Raw genomic sequence first — 18,384 nt, forward strand, 5'->3', positions numbered from 1 at the left:
GGGGAGGCTCGGCTATCCGGTGGCGGCGTGATCCGCTGGCGCCTGGTGGGCGTCGTTTCGCGCGCGCCTGCGAAGCATGAGCAGGACTCCGGCGAGGGCGAGGGCAAGCAGAGCCCCAGCGCTTGCCACGACCGCTCCGGTTCGCGGCATCTCGGTTTTGCCCGCGCGTGCCGGGGACTCCGGTCTGGCGAGTCCTCCCCCGTTATCGGCCTCTCTGGAGCTCGCGTTCGCCTTCTTGGCGGCTTCCAGGGCTTTCAGGAGCTTCGCTTCGTCAGCGCTCGGTGTGCCGTCGAGCTTCGCCTGCAGGAATTCCGGGACGATTCCTCCCCCGGAAGTCGGAACTCCCGCGATCGCGACTTCGAAGGAGGCCGGCCACGTGTGCTCGCGGCTGCCCTTGAAGATCGGTCCGCCGATACTGAACGCGAGATCGCCGATCGTGACGGACGCTTCCATTGAGCGGGTGATGGTCTGCACCGTTGGATCGATCTTGCCGAGGTCGACGGTCACGGAGTTGAGCGCGTTTCCGCCCGCGGTAGAAATGACTCCGCCGCCCGTGAGACTTCGAACCGTCATGATGCGACTCTGGATTGCGATGGGAACAGTGACGGCGCCGTTTCCTTCCGAGTCGACCGTGAGCTTCGCATTATTCGTGACCGGATCCTTCGGCGGGAAACCTCCGTTCGTGATGTGCGGGTCGAGGGGCAGTCCGGTGACGCTCTTGCTGAACCAGATGTTGGCGCTCACGGTGTAGGTTCCCGCGGTGAGGCGGGTGGGCTGCTTTTCGAGTCCGGGCCGCGGTCCGCTCGTGTGGGCTGGCCTCGGCGTCGTTCCGCCTGCGGGTCCGGGCTGGACCCCGGGCTTGGGCGCTGGCGAGGTCTGCGCACCGCCGGGAACTTTCACCTCGGTGTCGTCGGATACTCGCTTTGCGCTCGCGTAGTCGATTTCCAGGCTCAGGTTCCAGGTCTTGTCGAGGCTCAGTGGGACCGCGAAGACCCGGCTCTGAGTGAAGGTTGCGGTGGAGGTGGCTCCTTCGATCCCGATCACGGCGCGCGTAATGCGTCCCCCGGAATGCGGGCCGACGGGCGTGTTCCCGCGCTCAACGCCGGTAACCGACACTCCCGCGCTCGGCTTCCCGAACTCGATGAGCGTGAACGCGGGGTTCGGGAGGTCTACCGTGAGGCTTCGTTTCCCGTTCGGAGACACGGTGAGGGTCGCGTTGTCTCTCACCGGGTCGAGCGGTATCCCGTACTGTGCGCTGCCCTCCGGCGCGAGAGGGTTCTTGGGGTTGGTCATGAAGGCGGTGCGACCGAGGATGTCGTTCTGGGCGGCGGGAACGAAGAGATTCGCCGTGATGCGGTAGGTGCCGGGCTTCCAGCTATTGGGGTCGATCGAGTGGCCGACGCTGAGGGTCCCCTCGTGGTAGGTGAAGCGGTAGTTTGCGGCGCTTCCTCCTGAGGGCGCGAGCTTGTAGCTCCCGCCAGCGGTGATCCGCTCCGGGCCGTGCACTTTCGGCGCGACGTAGGCGGCGGCGGTGCTTGGCGTCTCCCCGTTGACGAAGCCTGTGGTCTTCACCTCGAGACGCGGTACGCCGTTGGGCGCCATGCTCTCGCCCGGATATCGCGCTTCGAGCGTCGCCGGCGCGATCTCCCACCGGATGTCGACGGGAGCGGTGCTGCCATCTGCCCAGCTGTAGCCGGTCTTGAGCGTTGCTCTGGCGACGTATGACCCCGCGTTCACCGCGCTCGGCTTCACGCTGAGCGCGTAGCCGTCGCCGTCGGGAACCCCGGTTTGGTTTTTCCCGGTGTAGACGAGCCCGGGAGCTGCGTGGGGCGCATCGATCCGAGTCAGGGCCTCGCGAGCAACCACGACATAGGCGATCTCGGTTTCCGGGGTCTGAGGAGTATCAATGTCCCGATCCTTGCCGGTCGCGGCGTTCCACAGCGGCACCTGGATTTTTGCGGACGCCGAATCGGGATCGGCATCTGTGTTCACGATGGCGAATTCCGCGCGACCGTTTTCGAAACGCGAGTTGATCCGTTCCACGGACTGCAGTCCAGAGCCCACGGTTCCTTTCACGAGGTACACGTGATCCTTCTCATCGCGTACGGGGACCGTCCCGGAAAGACTGCTCAGCATGCCACCGAGCGCCCCCTCCCAGGCCTGATGTTTGGCCACGTTGGCAAAGGGGACTCCTTCGTAACTGAGATCAAACCCGAATGTGTACGCGCTGACTTCCCAGTTGGATCCTTGAAGGCTCAGCAGCCGCCGTGCCTCGCCAAGACGAGCTGGAGATTCTTCGACTCCGAGGTACGAGTGGAGAGCGCCGACGGCATCGAGCGATTCATAATCCAGTCCCGGATAATTCCATTCGGCCTCGCCCGTGCTCCGGTAGGTCATCGTGGTGTGGTGCGGACTCTCGAAGTCTTTGCGATGCGACCAGCGTCGCGCGGAGTCGTTGTCGACGACGGCGAAGTTTCCGAGCCCTTCCGAGGTGAAGGCGACGACGTTCTCCGCGGGTGAAGATGAATCGAGGGCGACGGCGGTGCTATCGGTGACACGCAACACGCTCGTATTCGCGGCTGTTGTTGGCAACTGAACGGCCATGCCAATGTTCTTGTTGGTCAGGAGGGTCTCACCAGTTGATTCGAGTGAGAGTTTCCAGCTCGCGAAGCGGGGATTGCCGACGAATTCGCGTTGGAGAGTTCGCTGCACCGCATCATGATCAGCTGACGGAGTTGACACGCGCAGGGAGGCTTCCCGAAGCGCGGGAATGAGAGGATCATTCGCGCGAGCCGAAACACGCACTTTCGCACCGGTTTTCGAATCCACATAGTCCTGCACGAACTCTTCGGTCGAGTGCCGCTGCGCGTGAGCCAGGTCAACGCTCAGGTGGATGTCCCAGTGCTTCTCCGCCAGGAGGATGACCGCGTATTCGGTTGCCTTCCCGAAGGTGTACTCCCCGCTCGCGTTCGCGAGCTGTGCCGTGACGCTCGTGATGCGATCGGGATACGCGGGGTCGGGCTCGTTATTCCCCCACGCGAGTTTGCCTCCCCGAGCGGTGGACTTGATCGAAACGTCCTTTCCATCACTCAGGGATTGCAGCGTGAAGATCTCCTGGTTGAAGGGAACATCGACCTCCATGGACCCGTCGAGACCGACTCTGAGTGTGGCATTGTTCTTCTGCGGTCGCACCGGAGGAAACCCGGAGTCAGACAGGTAGACGTTGACGCCAATCGGTGCGTCGGAGCCCGCCACATACGGATTCGCAGTCACGGTGTAGACGCCCGGTTCAAGTGCGGCCTGGCTCGCAGGCGCCTCCTGATTCGTGAGCCCACCGGATTCGGACTTGTGCGCGGGGCTCGGCGCCGGTTCGGGCGCGGGAACCGGCTCGACGGGACCGGGTTTCTGAGTCTCGGAATTCGGCGTGGGTTCGTGGGTCGGCTCGGGCTCCGCATGAGGTGTCTCGGCCGGAGTTTGCTCCGGACCTGACGACGGGGCTCCGGAGTTTTCTTCTGCCGCCCCCGTGCGGCTCGCGTCGCTCTGGGAAACTTCCGGGTTCACGCCGTCGAGTTCACTCGCGATCGCCGGAGCCGTGGGCGACGCCACGAGGAGGGCAGCGACAACAGCGGCGAGCAACCGTGAACGACTTCGATAGTGATGCAGTGACATGCTGTTCTCCGTGAATAGCCTCGGTGGCGTGAATCCGTGTCGTTGAGTCCAGGTCGCCTAGGACGAGAACTCCAGGTTGAGATCCCAGTTCTTATAGCCGCGGTAGAGGAAGAAGTTTGCATACTCGGTGGCCGGCGAGAAGCTCGTTCGCGCGGCGCCGGTCCCGAGTCGCGTCACGTCCAGAGTGACCGTCGATACACGCTGTGCGGGTCCGTTCACGGTGGACCAGCGTGTTGTGCCGATGCTCACGACGTCCACCGTCCCGTCGATTGAGCTATGAGGAAGCGAAACGACCCCGAAGGTGTTGTTGACGATCGGGATCGTCAGGAGGCGCGTGCCGTCCGCCTTGACCTCGAGCTTCGCGTTGTTCTTCATCGGCGAATCCGGGTAGTTGAACGGCGGCGTGGCCGGGTTCGTCACGTATGCGTTGCGGCGGATCGGGGTGTCCTTTGCCCCGACGTACAGATTCGCCGTGACTGTTCGGACCTCGGTCTGCTCGGCCTGGGCGTTCGCCGCGGGTGCGCCGACGCCCAGGCCTGCAACCAGGGTGAGTGCAGCGGTCAGCGTCGCGGTTACGCGAGTGGCGTGACGGCGAGTCGTGAGTGGATTTACGAGCATTCCGGCCTCCTGTGAACTTCTGTGCGTGCGAGCGCTCCCCCGTCGGGACCGCTCGCCACCAGAATGCAATTCATCAGATGATGTGATGGTTGCCGTGGCAACTCATGTTCTCGCTGCAGCTGATCCTCGGGAGCCCGGGTGACCCGGGGTCACCCGGGAAGCGTCCCGCTGGTGATGCGCGCCGTGGCCTCGTCCTCGGCCCAGCGAAGCGTCTGATAGAGCAATTGGGTTGCGCCTGGCATGAAGCCCGCTCCGTGATGGAAGCAGGGGTCCATCGTGGTGGCGAAGACAATTCCCTGCGTGGATTCGCGATCGACATAGGCGGTGACTCCCACGTGTTCACCGTTGTACTCGAGGTCGATGAGGGGCACCGCGCCGCTCGGAGGCGTCAGCGCACCGTGATGATGCCAGATCACGGCGCGATCCGAGAAATAGGGCCAGATCGGGTCCAGAGGACTCCGCTGCCGCATGCCATGGTCCTCACCGGTGCGCCACCACCAGAAGTTCGTGGGCACCGCGTGCCACAGGACTCCGGGCAGCCAATCCTGGACCTGGTTCTCTCCGAACACGACGAGCACGCCACCGCGCTCGGCAACGGCAAGGAAGTCGGCTGCGTGCTCCCGCAGTCGTTCAGGATGACTGCGATCCGCAACGATGAGCACATCGACCTCGTCGAGAGCGCCTGGCTCGAGCGTCGGGAGATAGGCGTCGGCGATCCGATACGGGGCAAGCGCGGGGTCTCGGAGCGTGGCAAGCTGCGAACTCGTCCCCGTGTGGGCAAGCGCGATGCGGGGCATTCTCGGCGAACGGGCTTCGGTGTTCATGCGCGGCCTCCCAGCCAGGTGAGCAGGTTCGGTGCGATTGCGGTCAGTGTGGTTCCGGGGGTCATCGCGAAGACGCTGAGGTCGAGTCCGCTGTGCACGAGCACCTCGCCCTCCCCGAGGGGGAACACGTAGTCGATGGGAGCGCGCAACTGCCCGATCGAGTTGATCACGACCGCGCCATCCGGGAGATCCACGGCGTAGCCCCTCCCGTAGAAGCCGGCTACTCCGATCTGTGCGAGAGTTTCGAGGCTGTGCGGGCCAGGTATCCCCGCGCGGAACAGCAATTCGCGAACGTCTACCCCTTCCCACACCGGATGGTCCGTCTCGCGCCTGATGCCGAGGTCCGCCGGGCCGCCGTATGGGAGGAGGCGCCACTTCGGGAGCCCGGGAAGGAACGGCTCGATCACGTGCCCGTTGATCAGAAGCCTTCCCCCGCCACGAACGAAGGCCTCGAGCCGGTCTCGGAGCGTATTGAGATGGCGCTGATCGCACATCCCGGAGAGCACGATTCCGCACACATCGGTGAGGTCCTGGCCTTCGAGCTCGTAGATGTCCACGGGTTCCATCCCCGCGGGCGCCCCGAGCGGGCCCTGGGGCTCGGACCGGCGCGGCGGCGCCGGTGAGACGTGCAGGATTCTCGGGGGCCCGGTCGTTTCTCGGTCGCTCATGGATTGCTCCTTTCAAGGTGGGTGGTGCAGCGAGAGCGCCCGTACTTCATGCCGAAGTCGGGCGCCACAACAGGTTGGGCGCGCCCGCGCACGAGAATCGTTCCGGTCGCCACCGGCAGGTCGTAGAGCTCAGTGAGCGACTCGTCCGTGAGGAGTTCGTCGGTTGGCCCGTGACGAATGTCTCGGGAGCCGGCGAAGAGCAGCGTCGAATCCGCAATGCGCAGGGCGTGTTCGGGGTGGTGAGTGGTCATCGCGATTGCCATGCCGTTGTCCGCGAGGGCGCGAAGCACGCGAAGGACCACCGCCTGGTTTCTGAGGTCGAGCGCCGAAGCCGGCTCATCGAGCACGAGCGCCCCGCACTCCGTGGCGAGCGCCCGGGCAATGAGGACGAGTTGACGCTGACCGCCCGACAGAGCACGGAACTCCTGCTCAGCGATCGCTTCGATCCCGATTCGCTGCAGCGCCTCGAACGCGGCGATGCGGTCCCTGCGTCCGGGGCTGCGGTACGGACGGATAAATCGGGTCCGCCCGGTGAGGACCATATCGAGGACGGGCAGGCTGCTCGGCGCGGCGAGGGACTGGGGGACGTATCCGACATGGGCCCGGCGCGTAATCACTCCGACGCTCGGCCGCTGCAGTCCCGCCGCGCACTTCACGAGCGTGGTCTTGCCGCGAGCGTTGGGCCCGAGCACCGCGAGGATCTCCCCCGCGCGCAGTTCAAGGCTCAGATCCTGGAAGATCCACTTCCCTCGGCCGTATCGATGGGAGATCCCCTCTGCGACGAGGAGCGCGCGTTCATTCATGAGCCAGCTCCCGCTTCCCGAACCGCACGAGCATCAGGACAAAGAACGGCGCCCCGATGAGCGCCGTCAGGATGCCGAGCGGGATCTCCGTCGTGGTGAGCGCGCGAGCGATGGTGTCGACCAGCACGAGATACCCGCCGCCGATGATGAGGGATGCCGGAAGGAGCACGCGGTTGTCCGGGCCGACCGCGAGGCGGGCGATATGCGGGACGATGAGCCCGACCCAGCCGATGACGCCGGAAACCGCAACGGCTCCGGCGGTGAGGAGGGCGACCGCGACGAGGAGGAGCGTGCGCGTGGTTCTCGGTGCCACGCCCAGGGCCGTCGCGTCCTCGTCTCCGAGAGCGAGCACGTTGAGTCGCCAGCGCAGGGCAAGAATCGCAGCGCCGCCGATCAGGAGCGGCACGAGCACCGTGAGAATCTTGGTCTCGTTCACGGTCGCGAGCGAGCCGAGCAACCAGAAGGTGATGGCGGGCAGTTGTGTGTAGGGGTCGGCCGTGTAGGTGATGAGCGACACGAGCGAGGAGAACAGTGCGCTGACGACGACGCCTCCGAGGACGATCATGAGCAGGGGTGATACCCCGGATATTCGTCCGATCGCGAGAACGAGCAGGAGCGCCACCAGGCCGCTGAGGAAGGCGCCGCCGACCGTTCCGACGGTTCCGAGGCCGAGCACCATCGCGAGCACGCCGCCGAACGAGGCCCCCGAGGACACCCCGAGCATCTGCGGGCTCACGAGCGGGTTCCGGAAGAGGCTCTGCAGCGCGGCCCCAGCGAGCGCGAGAGCCGAGCCGACGAAGAATGCGAGCATCACGCGGGGAATGCGAACATCGAACACCACGGTCGCTTCTTCTGGGAACCAGGTCTGCGTCATGGGGATGACGCGGCCCGCGATCATTCGCACGATCTCCTCAGGGGGAACCCATGAGCGGCCAACGACCAGCGCCGTGCCTGCGATCAAGAGTGCCGCGAGCGACAGCAGCGGAATGATGACGCGTCGTGCGCGTCGGGTGGCGTCGAACGGGCGGGTTTCAGCGCCTGACCGGGTGGGCGCGCGGCGGTCGGCCCGAAGCCCGTGAGCTTCGGGCCGACTCGGGTCGACGCTAGTGCGCAAGCCGCTCGTAACCCGCCGACTGGGCGTTCTCCTTCACGCGGAGAATCATGTCGATCTCGTCGTGCGTGAGCTTGTGCCCGTACAGGAACTCGTAGTCCTCCTGCATCGCCTTCTTCAGGTCGCTGCCCTTGAAATCCGGGTAGAGGAGCTGAGCAGCCCACCGCATCACGAGCTGCGATTCAGCGCTCGGCGGATCCCACCAGAAGCCGCCCGACGGAACCGCGTAGACGCGCTTGTTCTTCACCGCGTCGACCGCGCTCAGTGCGGGGTCAGCGAAGATGTCAGCGGGCGAAAGCGGAGTCATTGCCGAGGTGAAGATGACCTCGGGGTTCCACTTGACGATCTGCTCGACATTCGTCGGATTCGTGATCGAGTACTCGGCATCGGCGGCGACGTTCTCCGCGCCGGCGACGGTCATCCAGGTGTTCATGTAGCCGCGCTTCGACCCCATGCCGGCGTTGTATCCGCCGTCTCCGGCCCGACGCAGATAGAGCGCCCGAGGATGCTTCTTCTCCTTCTTGGCTGCGGACTGCAACGCGCTCATCGTGGAGTGCATGCGGTTGAGGAGTTCCTCCCCGCGGTCCTGCTTGTCCAGCAGCTTGGCGAAGAGCTTGACCCAGGTCTCGAGGTCTTCCTGGGTGCCGTACTTCAGGCCGATCACCGGGATTCCCGCGTCCTCGATCGGCTTGATCATCTTCGCGGCGTCACCCTGATCGGCCCACTGAATCACCACGTCGGGCTTGAGCTTCGTGATCTCTTCGATGTTGGGCACGAAATCGGGGCCCGCGATCGCCGTGTTCGTGAGGGCCTTCGGGAACATCTTCCCGAAGATGCTCGGCTTGTCTCGCAGAATCGTCGCCGCGTTCACCCCGACGATCTTGTCGTAGCTCTGATCGATCGCAGCGATCATCGAGGGCGACGGGATCACGGTCGTTGCGATCTTCGTGACCGGCTTCTCGAACGTGATCGTCTTGCCGCGCTGGTCGGTGATCTCAATGGGCTTGTCAGTTTTTGCTACCGTCTCGGGCTTCGTTTCAGCCCCGCGGGAGGAGCAGGCGCCGAGCGCGAGAGCCGCGCTCAGCCCGAGTGCGATGATCGCGAATCCGCGCCGGGCACGGCGCGGACTGGAGAGTCTGGGCATAGGAGTGTGATCCTTTCAGGCCCCGGGTACACCCGGCGCCACGTAAGGGGCACGGCGTAAGCGATCACCGCTCCACCCGCGCCCCGACTGACAACTCGTTCACCGTAGTGGGATTCATCCGATGAAGGCAAGGCTTGCCTGAGTGGACGAGGCATCGGCCCCAGAGTGTTCGGCGAGGAAGCTCCTGCGCCGCGCGGAGCACTCCCCGAGCGCGGGCGATCGCGGGCTCCCCGATCGAATGGACGCCCCGGCCTCGGCCACTTTCGCGCGCGTCCGGCGCGGCGAATGCGTCGCCGACGTCTCGCGTCGATCATGCTCAGCGGTGGCACCACCGCCACGCCGAACTTCGAAACCCACGTCCGCAGAGAACGCAAGAAGCCCCGGCCTTACCGGCCGGGGCTTCTTACTCTCATTCGTGCGCGAAGGGGGACTTGAACCCCCACGCCCTAATACGGGCACTAGCACCTCAAGCTAGCGCGTCTACCAATTCCGCCATCCGCGCGAACGTTTCGGACCTTCATCGGCCGAACAGAGAATAACTTAGCACGGTTCTCCGGGGCGGTGCGAATCGGTTCAGGATGCCGCGCGCGTCGCAGGGCGGATCTGGGCTTTCTCGACGATTTGGCGGCCAGCGGCTCGGGCGCGGCGGGCCCCACTGACCGTTCCTATCGCCGGGCGATGGCGGCGACGATCGCCCGGGTGACCCGACGCAGGTCTGCCGGAGCGAGTTCGATGTCGAGGCCGCGTCGGCCACCGGAAATGAACACCGTGGGGTGGCTCTCCGCACTCGCGTCGAGAACCGTGGGATGCGCCGTCTTCTGGCCGATCGGGCTGATACCCCCGACGATGTAGCCGGTTCGCCGCTCCGCGAGGACGGGATCCGCGAGAAGAGCCTTCTTCCCGCCGAGCGCCGCGGCGAGGGCTTTGAGGTCCAGTCGCTGGCCCACGGGCACGATCCCGACGGCGAGCGAACCGTCGACCTCGGCGAGCAGCGTCTTGTAGATACGCGCGGGGTCGACACCGAGTTTCGCGGCGGCTTCTCCGCCGAAGTCGGTGACGGCCGGATCGTGCTCGTACCCGTGCGGGGTGAATTCGATGCCCTCCCGCGCGAGGACGAGTGCTGCGGGGGTGGACGCGGATCCCGCGTGGGATCCGGACTTCTTGCGCGCCATGCCGCCAGCCTACGGCGCGGAACGCACCGATCGCGCGGAACTCACGCGCGGCGCCGCTCGCCCACCCTGCTCGGCCGCGCGCTACGGCCGCGCGCTACGGCCGGAGCCGGCGTCGAAGCGTGTCGATCCGCTTCTGGATCTGCGTGACGGAGGCCTGGGCCACTGCGGGCCCGCCGCAGGATCGGCGGAGCTCGGTGTGGATGTCCTTGTGCGCCTCCCCGGTCACTTTCGAGTACATGCCAACGAGGCTGTTCAGGAGTTTCCGCTGCTCCCCCAGGGTGCGGTGGAGCGCTTCTGGAGCCTCGGCCTTCTCTGGCGCGTGTTCGAGGATCCCCTGCCGGTCGGCGCTGCGACGCGCCTGCTTCGCCTGCCGCTGCTGCAGGAGCGCTTTGACCTCCTGCGGCTCGAGGAGGCCGGGGAACCCGAGGAAGTCGAGTTCCTCTTCCGATTCGACCTCGGCGTAGCCGCCGAATTCCGTCCCGTCGAAGACGGCGCGATCGAAGTGCGCGTCGGAACCGAGTGCCTGGTAGACGAAGCGCTCGTCCTCGGCGAGTTCGTCGCTCGCGCGGTCCTCGCGCTCCGCCTCGGCCAGAAGCGCGGCCTCGGCGTCCCACATCTCCTCGGCACTCTTCGGACCCTCGAGGACGTGGTTGCGCTCCTTCTCCAGCTCGGAGGCGAGCTGCATGAGCGCCGGGACGTTGGGGATGAATACCGACGCGACCTCGCCCCGACGCCGCGACCGCACGAAACGACCGATCGCCTGCGCGAAGAACAGCGGCGTCGATGAGCTCGTCGCGTAGACGCCGACGGCGAGACGTGGCACGTCGACGCCCTCGGACACCATGCGCACCGCGACCATCCAGCGCGAATCCCCCTTGGAGTACTCGTCGATCCGCTCGGAGGCTCCGCTGTCGTCGGAGAGGATCAGGGCGACCTCCTCGCCCGTGATCTGCTGCAGCTGCGCGGCGTAGGATTTGGCCGCGGCATGATCGGTCGCGATCACGAGGCCACCGGCGTCGGGAATCTGCTGTCGCACCTCGGTGAGGCGTCGATCCGCTGCGGCGAGGACCTTCGAGATCCACTCTCCCGAGGGATCCAGGGCCGTCCGCCACGCCTGCGAGGTGATGTCCTTGGTGTTTCCCTCGCCGAGGCTTGCTTCCATCTCCTCGCCGGCTGAGGTCTGCCATCGCATCTTGCCGGCGTAGACCATGAAGATCACCGGGCGGACGATCCCGTCCGCGAGTGCGCGCCCGTACCCGTAGTCGTAGTCGGTGAGGGAGAGCCGGGAACCGTCACCCTGCGGGGCGTATTCCACGAATGGGATGGGGGCGTCGTCCGAACGGAACGGCGTCCCGGTGAGCGACAGTCTGCGCCGGGCCGTTCCATAGGCCTCGCGAATCGCGTCGCCCCAGCTGAGCGCATCGCCACCGTGGTGGACCTCGTCGAGAATCACGAGGGTGTCAGCGTGCTCGGTCAGCAGTCTGTGCTGCACCGGCTTCATCGCGACCTGGGCGTAGGTGACGGCGACGCCGTGATAGTGACGTCCGTACCCCAGGCCGTCGCTATTCGAGTAGTTCGGGTTGAGGCGGATGCCCGCGCGCATCGCGGCATCCGCCCACTGGGTCTTGAGGTGCTCGGTCGGAGCGACGACGATGATCTGAGAGACCGTGTGGTTCGCGCGCAGGATCGACGCTAGTCGCAGGGCGAACGTCGTCTTACCTGCTCCGGGGGTCGCCGACGCGAGGAAGTCCCTCGGGCCGACCTCGAGGTACTTCCGGATGGCCTCTTCCTGCCAGGCTCGCAGCGTTCCCGCGGTGCCGTGCGCGGCGCGCTCGGGATAGGCCGGCGGCAGGTGTTCGGCGGCGCTCGTCCCCGGGAGGTGGAGGGCTGGATCCGAATCTGTCACAACGCTCTAGACTATCGCTCATGGTCGCGAACGCCCTGAGTCGGGGCGCCGCCGAAGTCGAAAGGGGTCGCAGTGCCCGAGGATCCGAAGCAGATCGAGCTCCCGTGGTCGCGGTTTGTCGCGATCGGCGATTCGTTCACTGAGGGAGTCGGGGATCCCGACGCGGACAGCCCCGGCGGCTTGCGCGGCTGGGCCGACCGCTTCGCCGACGTGCTGAGCTCCTACGACGAGGAATTCGCGTACGCGAACCTCGCGGTGCGCGGGAAGCTGATCCAGCAGATCACCGATGAGCAGGTCTCGGCCGCTCTCGATCTGCGCCCCGACCTCATCAGCGTGTGCGCCGGCGGGAACGACGTGATCCGTCCCGGAACCGATCCCGATGAGGTCGCCGCGAAGCTCGACCGCGTGGTCGAGCGACTGTCCGAGTCCGGTGCCACGATTCTGCTGTTCACGGGCGTCGACACCGCCTTCCAGCCGGTGTTCCGCACGATCCGCGGCAAGGTCGCGATTTTCAATGAGAACGTCCGCAAGGTGGCGAAGCGCCACGACTGCGTCGTGGTCGACCAGTGGTCGCTCGAAGAGCTGCAGGACAGCCGCTACTGGTCCGGCGACCGCCTGCACCTGAACGCGCTCGGCCACCACACGATCGCCAGGGCCGCGCTCGATGCGCTCAACGTGCCGCACGATCTGCGCCCGCTCGATCCTCCGCCGCTTCCGACCCGAGGCTGGCGCGAAGCGCGCAAGGAGGACGTGGTCTGGGCGCGCGAGCACTTCGTGCCGTGGGTCATCCGTCGCATCCGGCACGTCTCCTCCGGCGACGCCATCAGCGCCAAGCGACCCCAGCCGGAGCCTGTGCACGTTCCCAGGCACAGCCCTGTCGCCACTGAGAACTGAGGGCTAGGCTGGGAAAATGGCACAACTCACGAAGCAGCTCGCAGACACCGTCACGCAGGTCGGGGTCCACTCGGCCTACGGCGATCCCGTTGAGGTCGAGGGCACGACGATCATCCCCGTCGCGATCGCCTCGTACGGCTTCGGCGCCGGAGAGGGCGGCCAGGGGTCCGAGGGTGCGGAGGGCTCGGGCGGAGGCGGCGGCGGCGCCGCGGTTCCGCTCGGCGCCTACGTCACCCGCGAGGGCTACACGCGCTTTGAGCCGAACGTGATCGCGCTGCTCGCGGTCGGGATCCCCTTCGTCTGCGTTGCCGGTCGCGCCCTCGCGCGGATCATTCGCGCGCTCAAGAAGTAGCGCGCTCGCTACTCCGCTCCGGGCAAGCCCCGATACACCCAGGGGTGCTTCGGCAGGGCCCGCGGGTCGAAGCGGTCCAGGAGACCGCGGGTCGTGATCCGCTCCCCCGGCCGCGCAAGCCCGAGCGACTCCGCGAGGATCCCCAGGACGTCCTGCGCGCCGGTGCCCCGCTCACGCAGATCGGCGAGCGTCACGGCGCCGTCGCGCTTCGCGAGGCGCTTGCCCTGAGGGCCGAGGACGAGCGGCACGTGCGCGTACTCGGGGCGCGGGAGACCCAGGAGACCCTGGAGCAGGATCTGACGGGGCGTCGACGGAGCAAGGTCGTCACCGCGAACGACCTGATCGATCCCCTGGGCGGCGTCATCGACGACGACCGCGAGGTTGTAGGCCACCGTCCCGTCGCCGCGGCGCAGCACGAGATCGTCGATGTCCCCGTGAACCGCGCCCAACACGAGATCGTCGAAGACCGGAGGCACGGTTCCGTCTGGGACGCGGAGCCGCAGCGCCGGTGATCTCGGGGCAATGCGCTCCCTTGCCGCGCCGCGCTCCTCCTCCGTGAGATCCCTGCAGGTGCCGGGATAGGCTCCGGGAGGCGCGTGCGGAGCGCTGGGTGCCGCGAGGATGTCCTTCCGCGAGCAGTAACACTCGAAGACCAGTCCGGCGCGCGCGAGGCGCTCGATCGCGGCGTCGTGCTCCGCTCCGCGCGAGGTCTGCAGCACCGGCTCGCCGTCCCAGTCGATCCCCAGACTCGCGAGGTCGTCGAGCTGACGGTCGGCGGTTCCCGCGTCCCGCGCACGATCGAGGTCCTCGATCCGGATCAGGAAGTTTCGACCCGTGGATCGCGCCAGGAGCCAGGCGAGGAGCGCCGTGCGCAGGTTGCCCAGGTGGAGGTCGCCCGAGGGACTCGGGGCGTATCGGCCCGCTCCCGTTCCGGACGGACTGACGTCTGCTCCCTGCGTGCTCACCCGTCCATCTTCCCACCCTCGCCCCGGCGGCTTTCGGCGGGGCGACGGGATGCCGAATCGTCCGTGTCGGGGGTCGTCCGTAGACTCGGGGGCACGCCCATCAGAGAGGACACGGCATGGAAGCTCTGCAGGAACTCGCGTCTCAGCTCGGAGATCGTCTGATCACGGCACCGGAGTCGGTCGCCCCGTACGCGGTCGACAGCTCGCGGGCGCGGCCCGAGGGGCAGGCGCTCGCGCTCGTTCTGGCGGAGTCCACCGCGGACGTGTCGGCCGCGCTCGGCTGGGCCGATCGGCATGGCGTCCGGGTGAGCGTGCGCGGCGCGGGAACGGGCCTGACCGGCGGCGCAATGGCCTACGATGGCGGGCTGATCGTCTCCCTCGAGCGCATGAACCGGGTGCTCGAGGTGATTCCCGAGGACCGGCTTGCTGTGGTGCAGCCCGGTGTCATCACGGCCGAACTCGATTCGCTCGTGCGGGAGCAGGGGCTCTTCTTCCCACCGGACCCGGCGAGCGCGCGCATCTGCACGGTCGGCGGCAACATCGCGACCAACGCAGGAGGACTGCGCTGCGTCGCGCACGGCGTCACGAGCGATGCGGTGGCCGCGCTCGAGGTCGTTCTCGCCGACGGCCGGATCATGCGCACGGGCGCACGCGCTCGCAAGAATGTCGTGGGCTACGACCTGACCAGGCTTTTCATCGGCTCCGAGGGCACGCTCGGCGTGGTGACCGAGGCGACGGTGCGCTTGAAACCCGTCCCAGCAGGGACGCCGCGCACCTTCCGCGCGAGTTTCCCCACGATCGAGTCGGCGGGAGCGGCCGTCGCCGAGATCGTGAACGGCGGCTTCCAGCCCGAGGTACTCGAGCTCATGGACGCGCTCAGCGTCGAGATCATCGAGTCGTTCCACCAGAGCGGACTCGTCGTGCCCCGGGGCGCCATGCTCGTGGGCCAGACGGTCGGCGAGCGGGCCGCCGAGCACGCGGAGCGCATCACCGCGCGCTGCCTCGAACTCGGAGCAGACGACACGGAGGTCTCAGACACCGACGCCCTGCTCGAGGCTCGCCGGCTCTCGAATCCGGCGCTCACCGCCCGCGGGCTCAAGATCTCGTGCGACATCGGCGTGCCGATCTCCCGTCTCGCCGAGATGTTCACCGGCATCGAGCGGATCTCCGCCGAGCACGGGCTCGCCGTCTCCTCCGTGGCTCACGCAGGCGACGGCAACCTCCACAGCACGGTCGAGTCCCCCGACACGGAAGCGGGCATCGCGGCCGCCGATGCCGTGATCGACGACATCACCCGCCTCGCGCTTGCCCTCGGCGGCACGATCTCGGGCGAGCACGGCATCGGTTCCGTCAAGCACCACGAGCTCCCGTGGCAGCTGGACGCCGTCGCCCTCGACGTGCAGCGGGCGATCAAGACCGCACTCGACCCGAACGGCACGCTCACCCCGGGGCGGGCGGTGTAGCGCGGGCGGCGAACGCCGCCGACGCAATCCCGGATCCCCGCAAGGACTCCCGCAAAGTGGTCCACTGAATTGTGGCAACGGTGGTCCACTCAGAGAACCAGTGGCAGGATCGGGGCATGCGTGTTCTCTCGATCCAGTCCTCCGTCGCGTACGGCCACGTCGGCAACTCCGCAGCGGTCTTCCCGCTCCAGCGGATCGGCGTCGACGTCATGCCGGTGTCGACCGTGCTCTTTTCCAACCACACCGGCTACGGCGCCTGGCGCGGCCCCCTCGTGAGCGGCGACGATGTGCGCGAGATCATCACGGGAATCGAGGAACGCGGTGGACTCGACGACGTCGACGCCGTGCTGTCCGGTTATCAGGGCGGCGACGATATCGGAGACGCGATCCTCGACGCGGTCGCCCGCGTGAAGCGGCGCAACCCGAACGCGATCTACGCCTGCGACCCCGTGCTCGGAAACGCGAAGTCCGGCTGCCACGTGGCCCCCGCCGTCCAGGACCTCATCCGCGATCGCGTGGTCCCCCACGCCGACCTCATCACGCCGAACCAGTTCGAGCTCGGATTCATCACGGGCACCTCCCCGGGCACCCTCGAAAGCACACTCGCCTCCGCCGATCTCGCCATGGCCCGAGGACCGCGAAACGTTCTCGTGACCAGCGTCGAACGCCCGGAGCGCGCCCCCGACACGATCGAAATGCTCGCCATCGATGCCGAGTCTGCCTGGTTGATCGCGACCCCCCTCCTCCCCGGCAAGGTGAACGGCTCCGGCGACGTCACCGCGGCGCTGTTCACCGCCCATCTCACCCGCCTCGGGGACCCCGCCGCAGCGCTCGAGCGCACCGCGGCGAGCGTCTTCTCGCTCCTCGAGCACACGCTCGGTGGCGGACACCGTGAGCTGCAGCTGGTCGCCGCGCAGGAGGCGTTCGCCTCACCCGAGCTGCGTTTCACGGCCGAACGCGTGCGCTGATCAGGGTGCCGAGACGGGCGAAACGAGGCTCGCCCGTCTCGATGGCGCCTCGCCTCACCCGCTTCTGACCCGGGCGCTACCCGGTAAACGCGCGCGCCAGCAGGATCCCCGCGACCGCGCAGATCGCGGCGCCAACGAGCATCCCGATCCCGTTGTTCGCCGCGGCACCGAAACGTCGCTGCTCCAGAAGCCGCACCGTATCGAGACTCGCCGTGCTGAACGTCGTATAGCCGCCCAGCAGCCCGGTGCCGAGGACGACAGCCACGGGGTGATCCAGGGCGAGGCCAAGCACAAGCCCCAGGGCAAAAGACCCGGTCAGGTTCACGATCAAGATGCCGAGCGGGAACCGCCCGCGCGCGCGAGGGGTGAGCAGCGTGTCCAGCACGTGCCGGATCGTCGCCCCGACTCCGCCGGCGACCGCGAGCCCGAACACGGCCCAGCCGTTCACTCCGTCACCCGCGATTCCCCGCGGCGGACGATCCCGCGAGCCACGGCAATCCCGAGCATGCTCGCGACGCCGCCGCCGACGATCGTAGCGACCCCGTAGCCGATCCCCTCGAGGATCCGACCAGCAATCAGGGACTCCGCGATGTCCGCCGCCAGCAGGCTATAGGTGGTGAATCCCCCGAGCACGCCCGTTCCGAGCAGCAGGCGCCACCGGCGGAGCCGGGTAACGCGCACAGGCGCCTCGGGAGCGATCATCGTCAGGCGGAGGACCGCCTCCACGAGCACCCCCAGCAGAAAGGCCCCGAACACGTTCACGACGAGGGTTCCGATCGTGCCGGGGACGATCAGTCCGGCGGCATACCGCGCGAGTGACCCCGCAGCTCCCCCGAACCCGACGAGCAGGAGCTCGATCGGCGGGAACCGTCGCTCGGCCACCCTGGAGAGCGCCGGGTCCGCGCGCCCGGGATCCTGCACCGACATCGGCCATCCCTCCCCCCGCGCGCTCACATCGACGATTCACGACGAATCCCAGTTTATGACCCGGATTTGAGGTCTGGGTCGTATGCTGCCCCCATGAGCGAAGCATCGAAGCCCAGCAGCGATCAAGCGGCAGAAACCGCCGAGCACGCCGGAGAGCAGCGCCGGCTCGCACCCCTGGATCTTACCGGGGTGGACCGGATCCTCGTGGTCGTCGCGCACCCTGACGACGCCGAGTACGGACCCTCCGCCGCGGTTGCGGAGTGGGTCGCGGCCGGGATCGAGGTCGGCTATCTGCTGCTCACCTCTGGCGAAGCCGGCATGCAGCGCGCCCCCGAGATCGTGGGGCCGCTCCGCGCTGCGGAGCAGCGGGCTGCCGCGGAGGCCGTGGGCGCCTCCCGGCTCACCATTCTCGACTTCCCCGATGGGATGCTCGAGTACGGCCTCCCCCTGCGCCGAGCGATCGCGCGCGAGATCAGGCAGTTCAGGCCGGATGCAGTGGTCACGGGCAGCGGCGAGCTGTTCGTGGGCTGGGGCATCGACCACGCCGACCACCGCGCGATCGGGCTCGCGACAATCGATGCGGTGCGCGACGCCGACAACCGCTGGGTGTTCCGCGAGCTCGCGGAAGACGAGGGGCTCGAGCCGTGGGGCGCTACCTTCCTGCTCCTCACCGGCACGGAACCGACGCACTACGTCGAGATCGGGACCGCGGCGGAGGAGAAGGCCGTGGCCTCGCTCGCCGCACACCGGGAATACCTCGCCGACCTGCCCTGGCACCCAGCGCCCGCCGACTTTGTGCCGGGGCTGCTCCGCGGTCACGGCGAGCGGGCCGGGGTGCCGCTCGCTATGACGTTCGCGCGGCACCGGCTGCGCGGCAGCGACTGACCGCCTCGATCCGGG

At 67.4% G+C, this 18,384-nt stretch carries 17 protein-coding genes and 1 tRNA gene; 5 read left to right on the forward strand and 13 right to left on the reverse strand.

The annotated features are described in order from the left end of the window. Positions 1-12: 12 nt before the first annotated feature. From JD292_RS04950 to JD292_RS04995, 10 genes are all read right to left on the reverse strand, one after another. Positions 13-3,669 carry an MBG domain-containing protein gene (locus tag JD292_RS04950; protein WP_200131634.1) on the reverse strand — a complete coding sequence of 1,219 codons (3,657 nt, stop codon included), beginning with the start codon at positions 3,667-3,669 and terminating at the stop codon, positions 13-15. A 57-nt stretch (positions 3,670-3,726) separates the two neighbouring features. After that, complete coding sequence (locus JD292_RS04955; RefSeq protein ID WP_200131635.1) at positions 3,727-4,287, reverse strand: hypothetical protein; 561 nt, start codon at positions 4,285-4,287, stop codon at positions 3,727-3,729. Positions 4,288-4,436: 149 nt separating this feature from the next. After that, the gene (locus JD292_RS04960) at positions 4,437-5,111 is read right to left on the reverse strand and encodes a hypothetical protein (RefSeq protein WP_200131636.1); all 675 of its coding nucleotides are present in this window, start codon (positions 5,109-5,111) and stop codon (positions 4,437-4,439) included. Next, entirely contained in the window at positions 5,108-5,779 is a 672-nt protein-coding gene (locus JD292_RS04965; protein ID WP_200131637.1) for a hypothetical protein, read from the reverse strand. Before JD292_RS04965 ends, JD292_RS04960 begins: the two co-directional genes overlap by 4 nt. Then, the gene (locus JD292_RS04970; protein WP_200131638.1) at positions 5,776-6,582 is read right to left on the reverse strand and encodes an ABC transporter ATP-binding protein; all 807 of its coding nucleotides are present in this window, start codon (positions 6,580-6,582) and stop codon (positions 5,776-5,778) included. The genes JD292_RS04965 and JD292_RS04970 overlap by 4 nt, the downstream gene beginning before the upstream one ends. Beyond that, a complete protein-coding gene (locus tag JD292_RS04975; RefSeq protein ID WP_255529499.1) occupies positions 6,575-7,543 on the reverse strand; it encodes a FecCD family ABC transporter permease in 969 nt (322 codons plus the stop codon). The genes JD292_RS04970 and JD292_RS04975 overlap by 8 nt, the downstream gene beginning before the upstream one ends. Before the next feature lie 142 nt (positions 7,544-7,685). Continuing rightward, positions 7,686-8,837 carry an ABC transporter substrate-binding protein gene (locus tag JD292_RS04980; RefSeq protein WP_200131639.1) on the reverse strand — a complete coding sequence of 384 codons (1,152 nt, stop codon included), beginning with the start codon at positions 8,835-8,837 and terminating at the stop codon, positions 7,686-7,688. A gap of 416 nt (positions 8,838-9,253) precedes the next feature. Continuing rightward, positions 9,254-9,339, reverse strand: a tRNA-Leu gene (locus JD292_RS04985). A 163-nt stretch (positions 9,340-9,502) separates the two neighbouring features. Continuing rightward, positions 9,503-10,009, reverse strand: coding sequence for a Cys-tRNA(Pro) deacylase (gene ybaK / locus JD292_RS04990; RefSeq protein WP_200131640.1), 507 nt, complete (start codon positions 10,007-10,009; stop codon positions 9,503-9,505). Between the two features lie 94 nt (positions 10,010-10,103). After that, positions 10,104-11,915, reverse strand: a complete 1,812-nt coding sequence (locus JD292_RS04995) for a DEAD/DEAH box helicase (RefSeq protein WP_200131641.1) — start codon at positions 11,913-11,915, stop codon at positions 10,104-10,106. Positions 11,916-11,987: 72 nt separating this feature from the next. On the opposite strand from JD292_RS04995, the gene JD292_RS05000 reads away from it, so the two are divergent. Both JD292_RS05000 and JD292_RS05005 read left to right on the forward strand, forming a co-directional pair. Then, on the forward strand, positions 11,988-12,809 hold the full coding sequence (locus JD292_RS05000) for an SGNH/GDSL hydrolase family protein (protein ID WP_200131642.1): 822 nt from the start codon (positions 11,988-11,990) through the stop codon (positions 12,807-12,809). 16 nt (positions 12,810-12,825) lie between these two features. Then, entirely contained in the window at positions 12,826-13,161 is a 336-nt protein-coding gene (locus tag JD292_RS05005; protein WP_200131643.1) for a spore germination protein GerW family protein, read from the forward strand. Positions 13,162-13,169: 8 nt separating this feature from the next. On the opposite strand, the gene gluQRS is transcribed toward JD292_RS05005, so the two are convergent. Continuing rightward, positions 13,170-14,126, reverse strand: coding sequence for a tRNA glutamyl-Q(34) synthetase GluQRS (gluQRS, locus tag JD292_RS05010; protein ID WP_200131644.1), 957 nt, complete (start codon positions 14,124-14,126; stop codon positions 13,170-13,172). Between the two features lie 116 nt (positions 14,127-14,242). Between gluQRS and JD292_RS05015 the strand changes: the two genes are divergently transcribed. Beyond that, positions 14,243-15,589, forward strand: coding sequence for an FAD-binding oxidoreductase (locus tag JD292_RS05015; protein WP_200131645.1), 1,347 nt, complete (start codon positions 14,243-14,245; stop codon positions 15,587-15,589). 116 nt (positions 15,590-15,705) lie between these two features. Continuing rightward, positions 15,706-16,557, forward strand: coding sequence for a pyridoxal kinase PdxY (gene pdxY, locus JD292_RS05020; RefSeq protein WP_200131646.1), 852 nt, complete (start codon positions 15,706-15,708; stop codon positions 16,555-16,557). A 76-nt stretch (positions 16,558-16,633) separates the two neighbouring features. Here pdxY and JD292_RS05025 read toward each other — a convergent pair whose 3' ends face one another. Further along, positions 16,634-17,005 (reverse strand): fluoride efflux transporter FluC, encoded by a 372-nt coding sequence (locus JD292_RS05025; protein WP_200131647.1) that lies wholly within the window; start codon positions 17,003-17,005, stop codon positions 16,634-16,636. Then, entirely contained in the window at positions 17,002-17,484 is a 483-nt protein-coding gene (locus JD292_RS05030; protein ID WP_200131648.1) for a fluoride efflux transporter FluC, read from the reverse strand. Before JD292_RS05030 ends, JD292_RS05025 begins: the two co-directional genes overlap by 4 nt. 93 nt (positions 17,485-17,577) lie before the next feature. Here JD292_RS05030 and JD292_RS05035 point away from each other — a divergent pair, with 93 nt between their 5' ends. Then, positions 17,578-18,369 (forward strand): PIG-L deacetylase family protein, encoded by a 792-nt coding sequence (locus tag JD292_RS05035; protein ID WP_200131649.1) that lies wholly within the window; start codon positions 17,578-17,580, stop codon positions 18,367-18,369. The last annotated feature ends 15 nt before the right edge of the window (positions 18,370-18,384 follow it).

Origin of the sequence: Leucobacter edaphi (genome assembly GCF_016522535.1) — a bacterium.
Classification (GTDB): Bacteria; Actinomycetota; Actinomycetes; order Actinomycetales; family Microbacteriaceae; genus Leucobacter; species Leucobacter edaphi.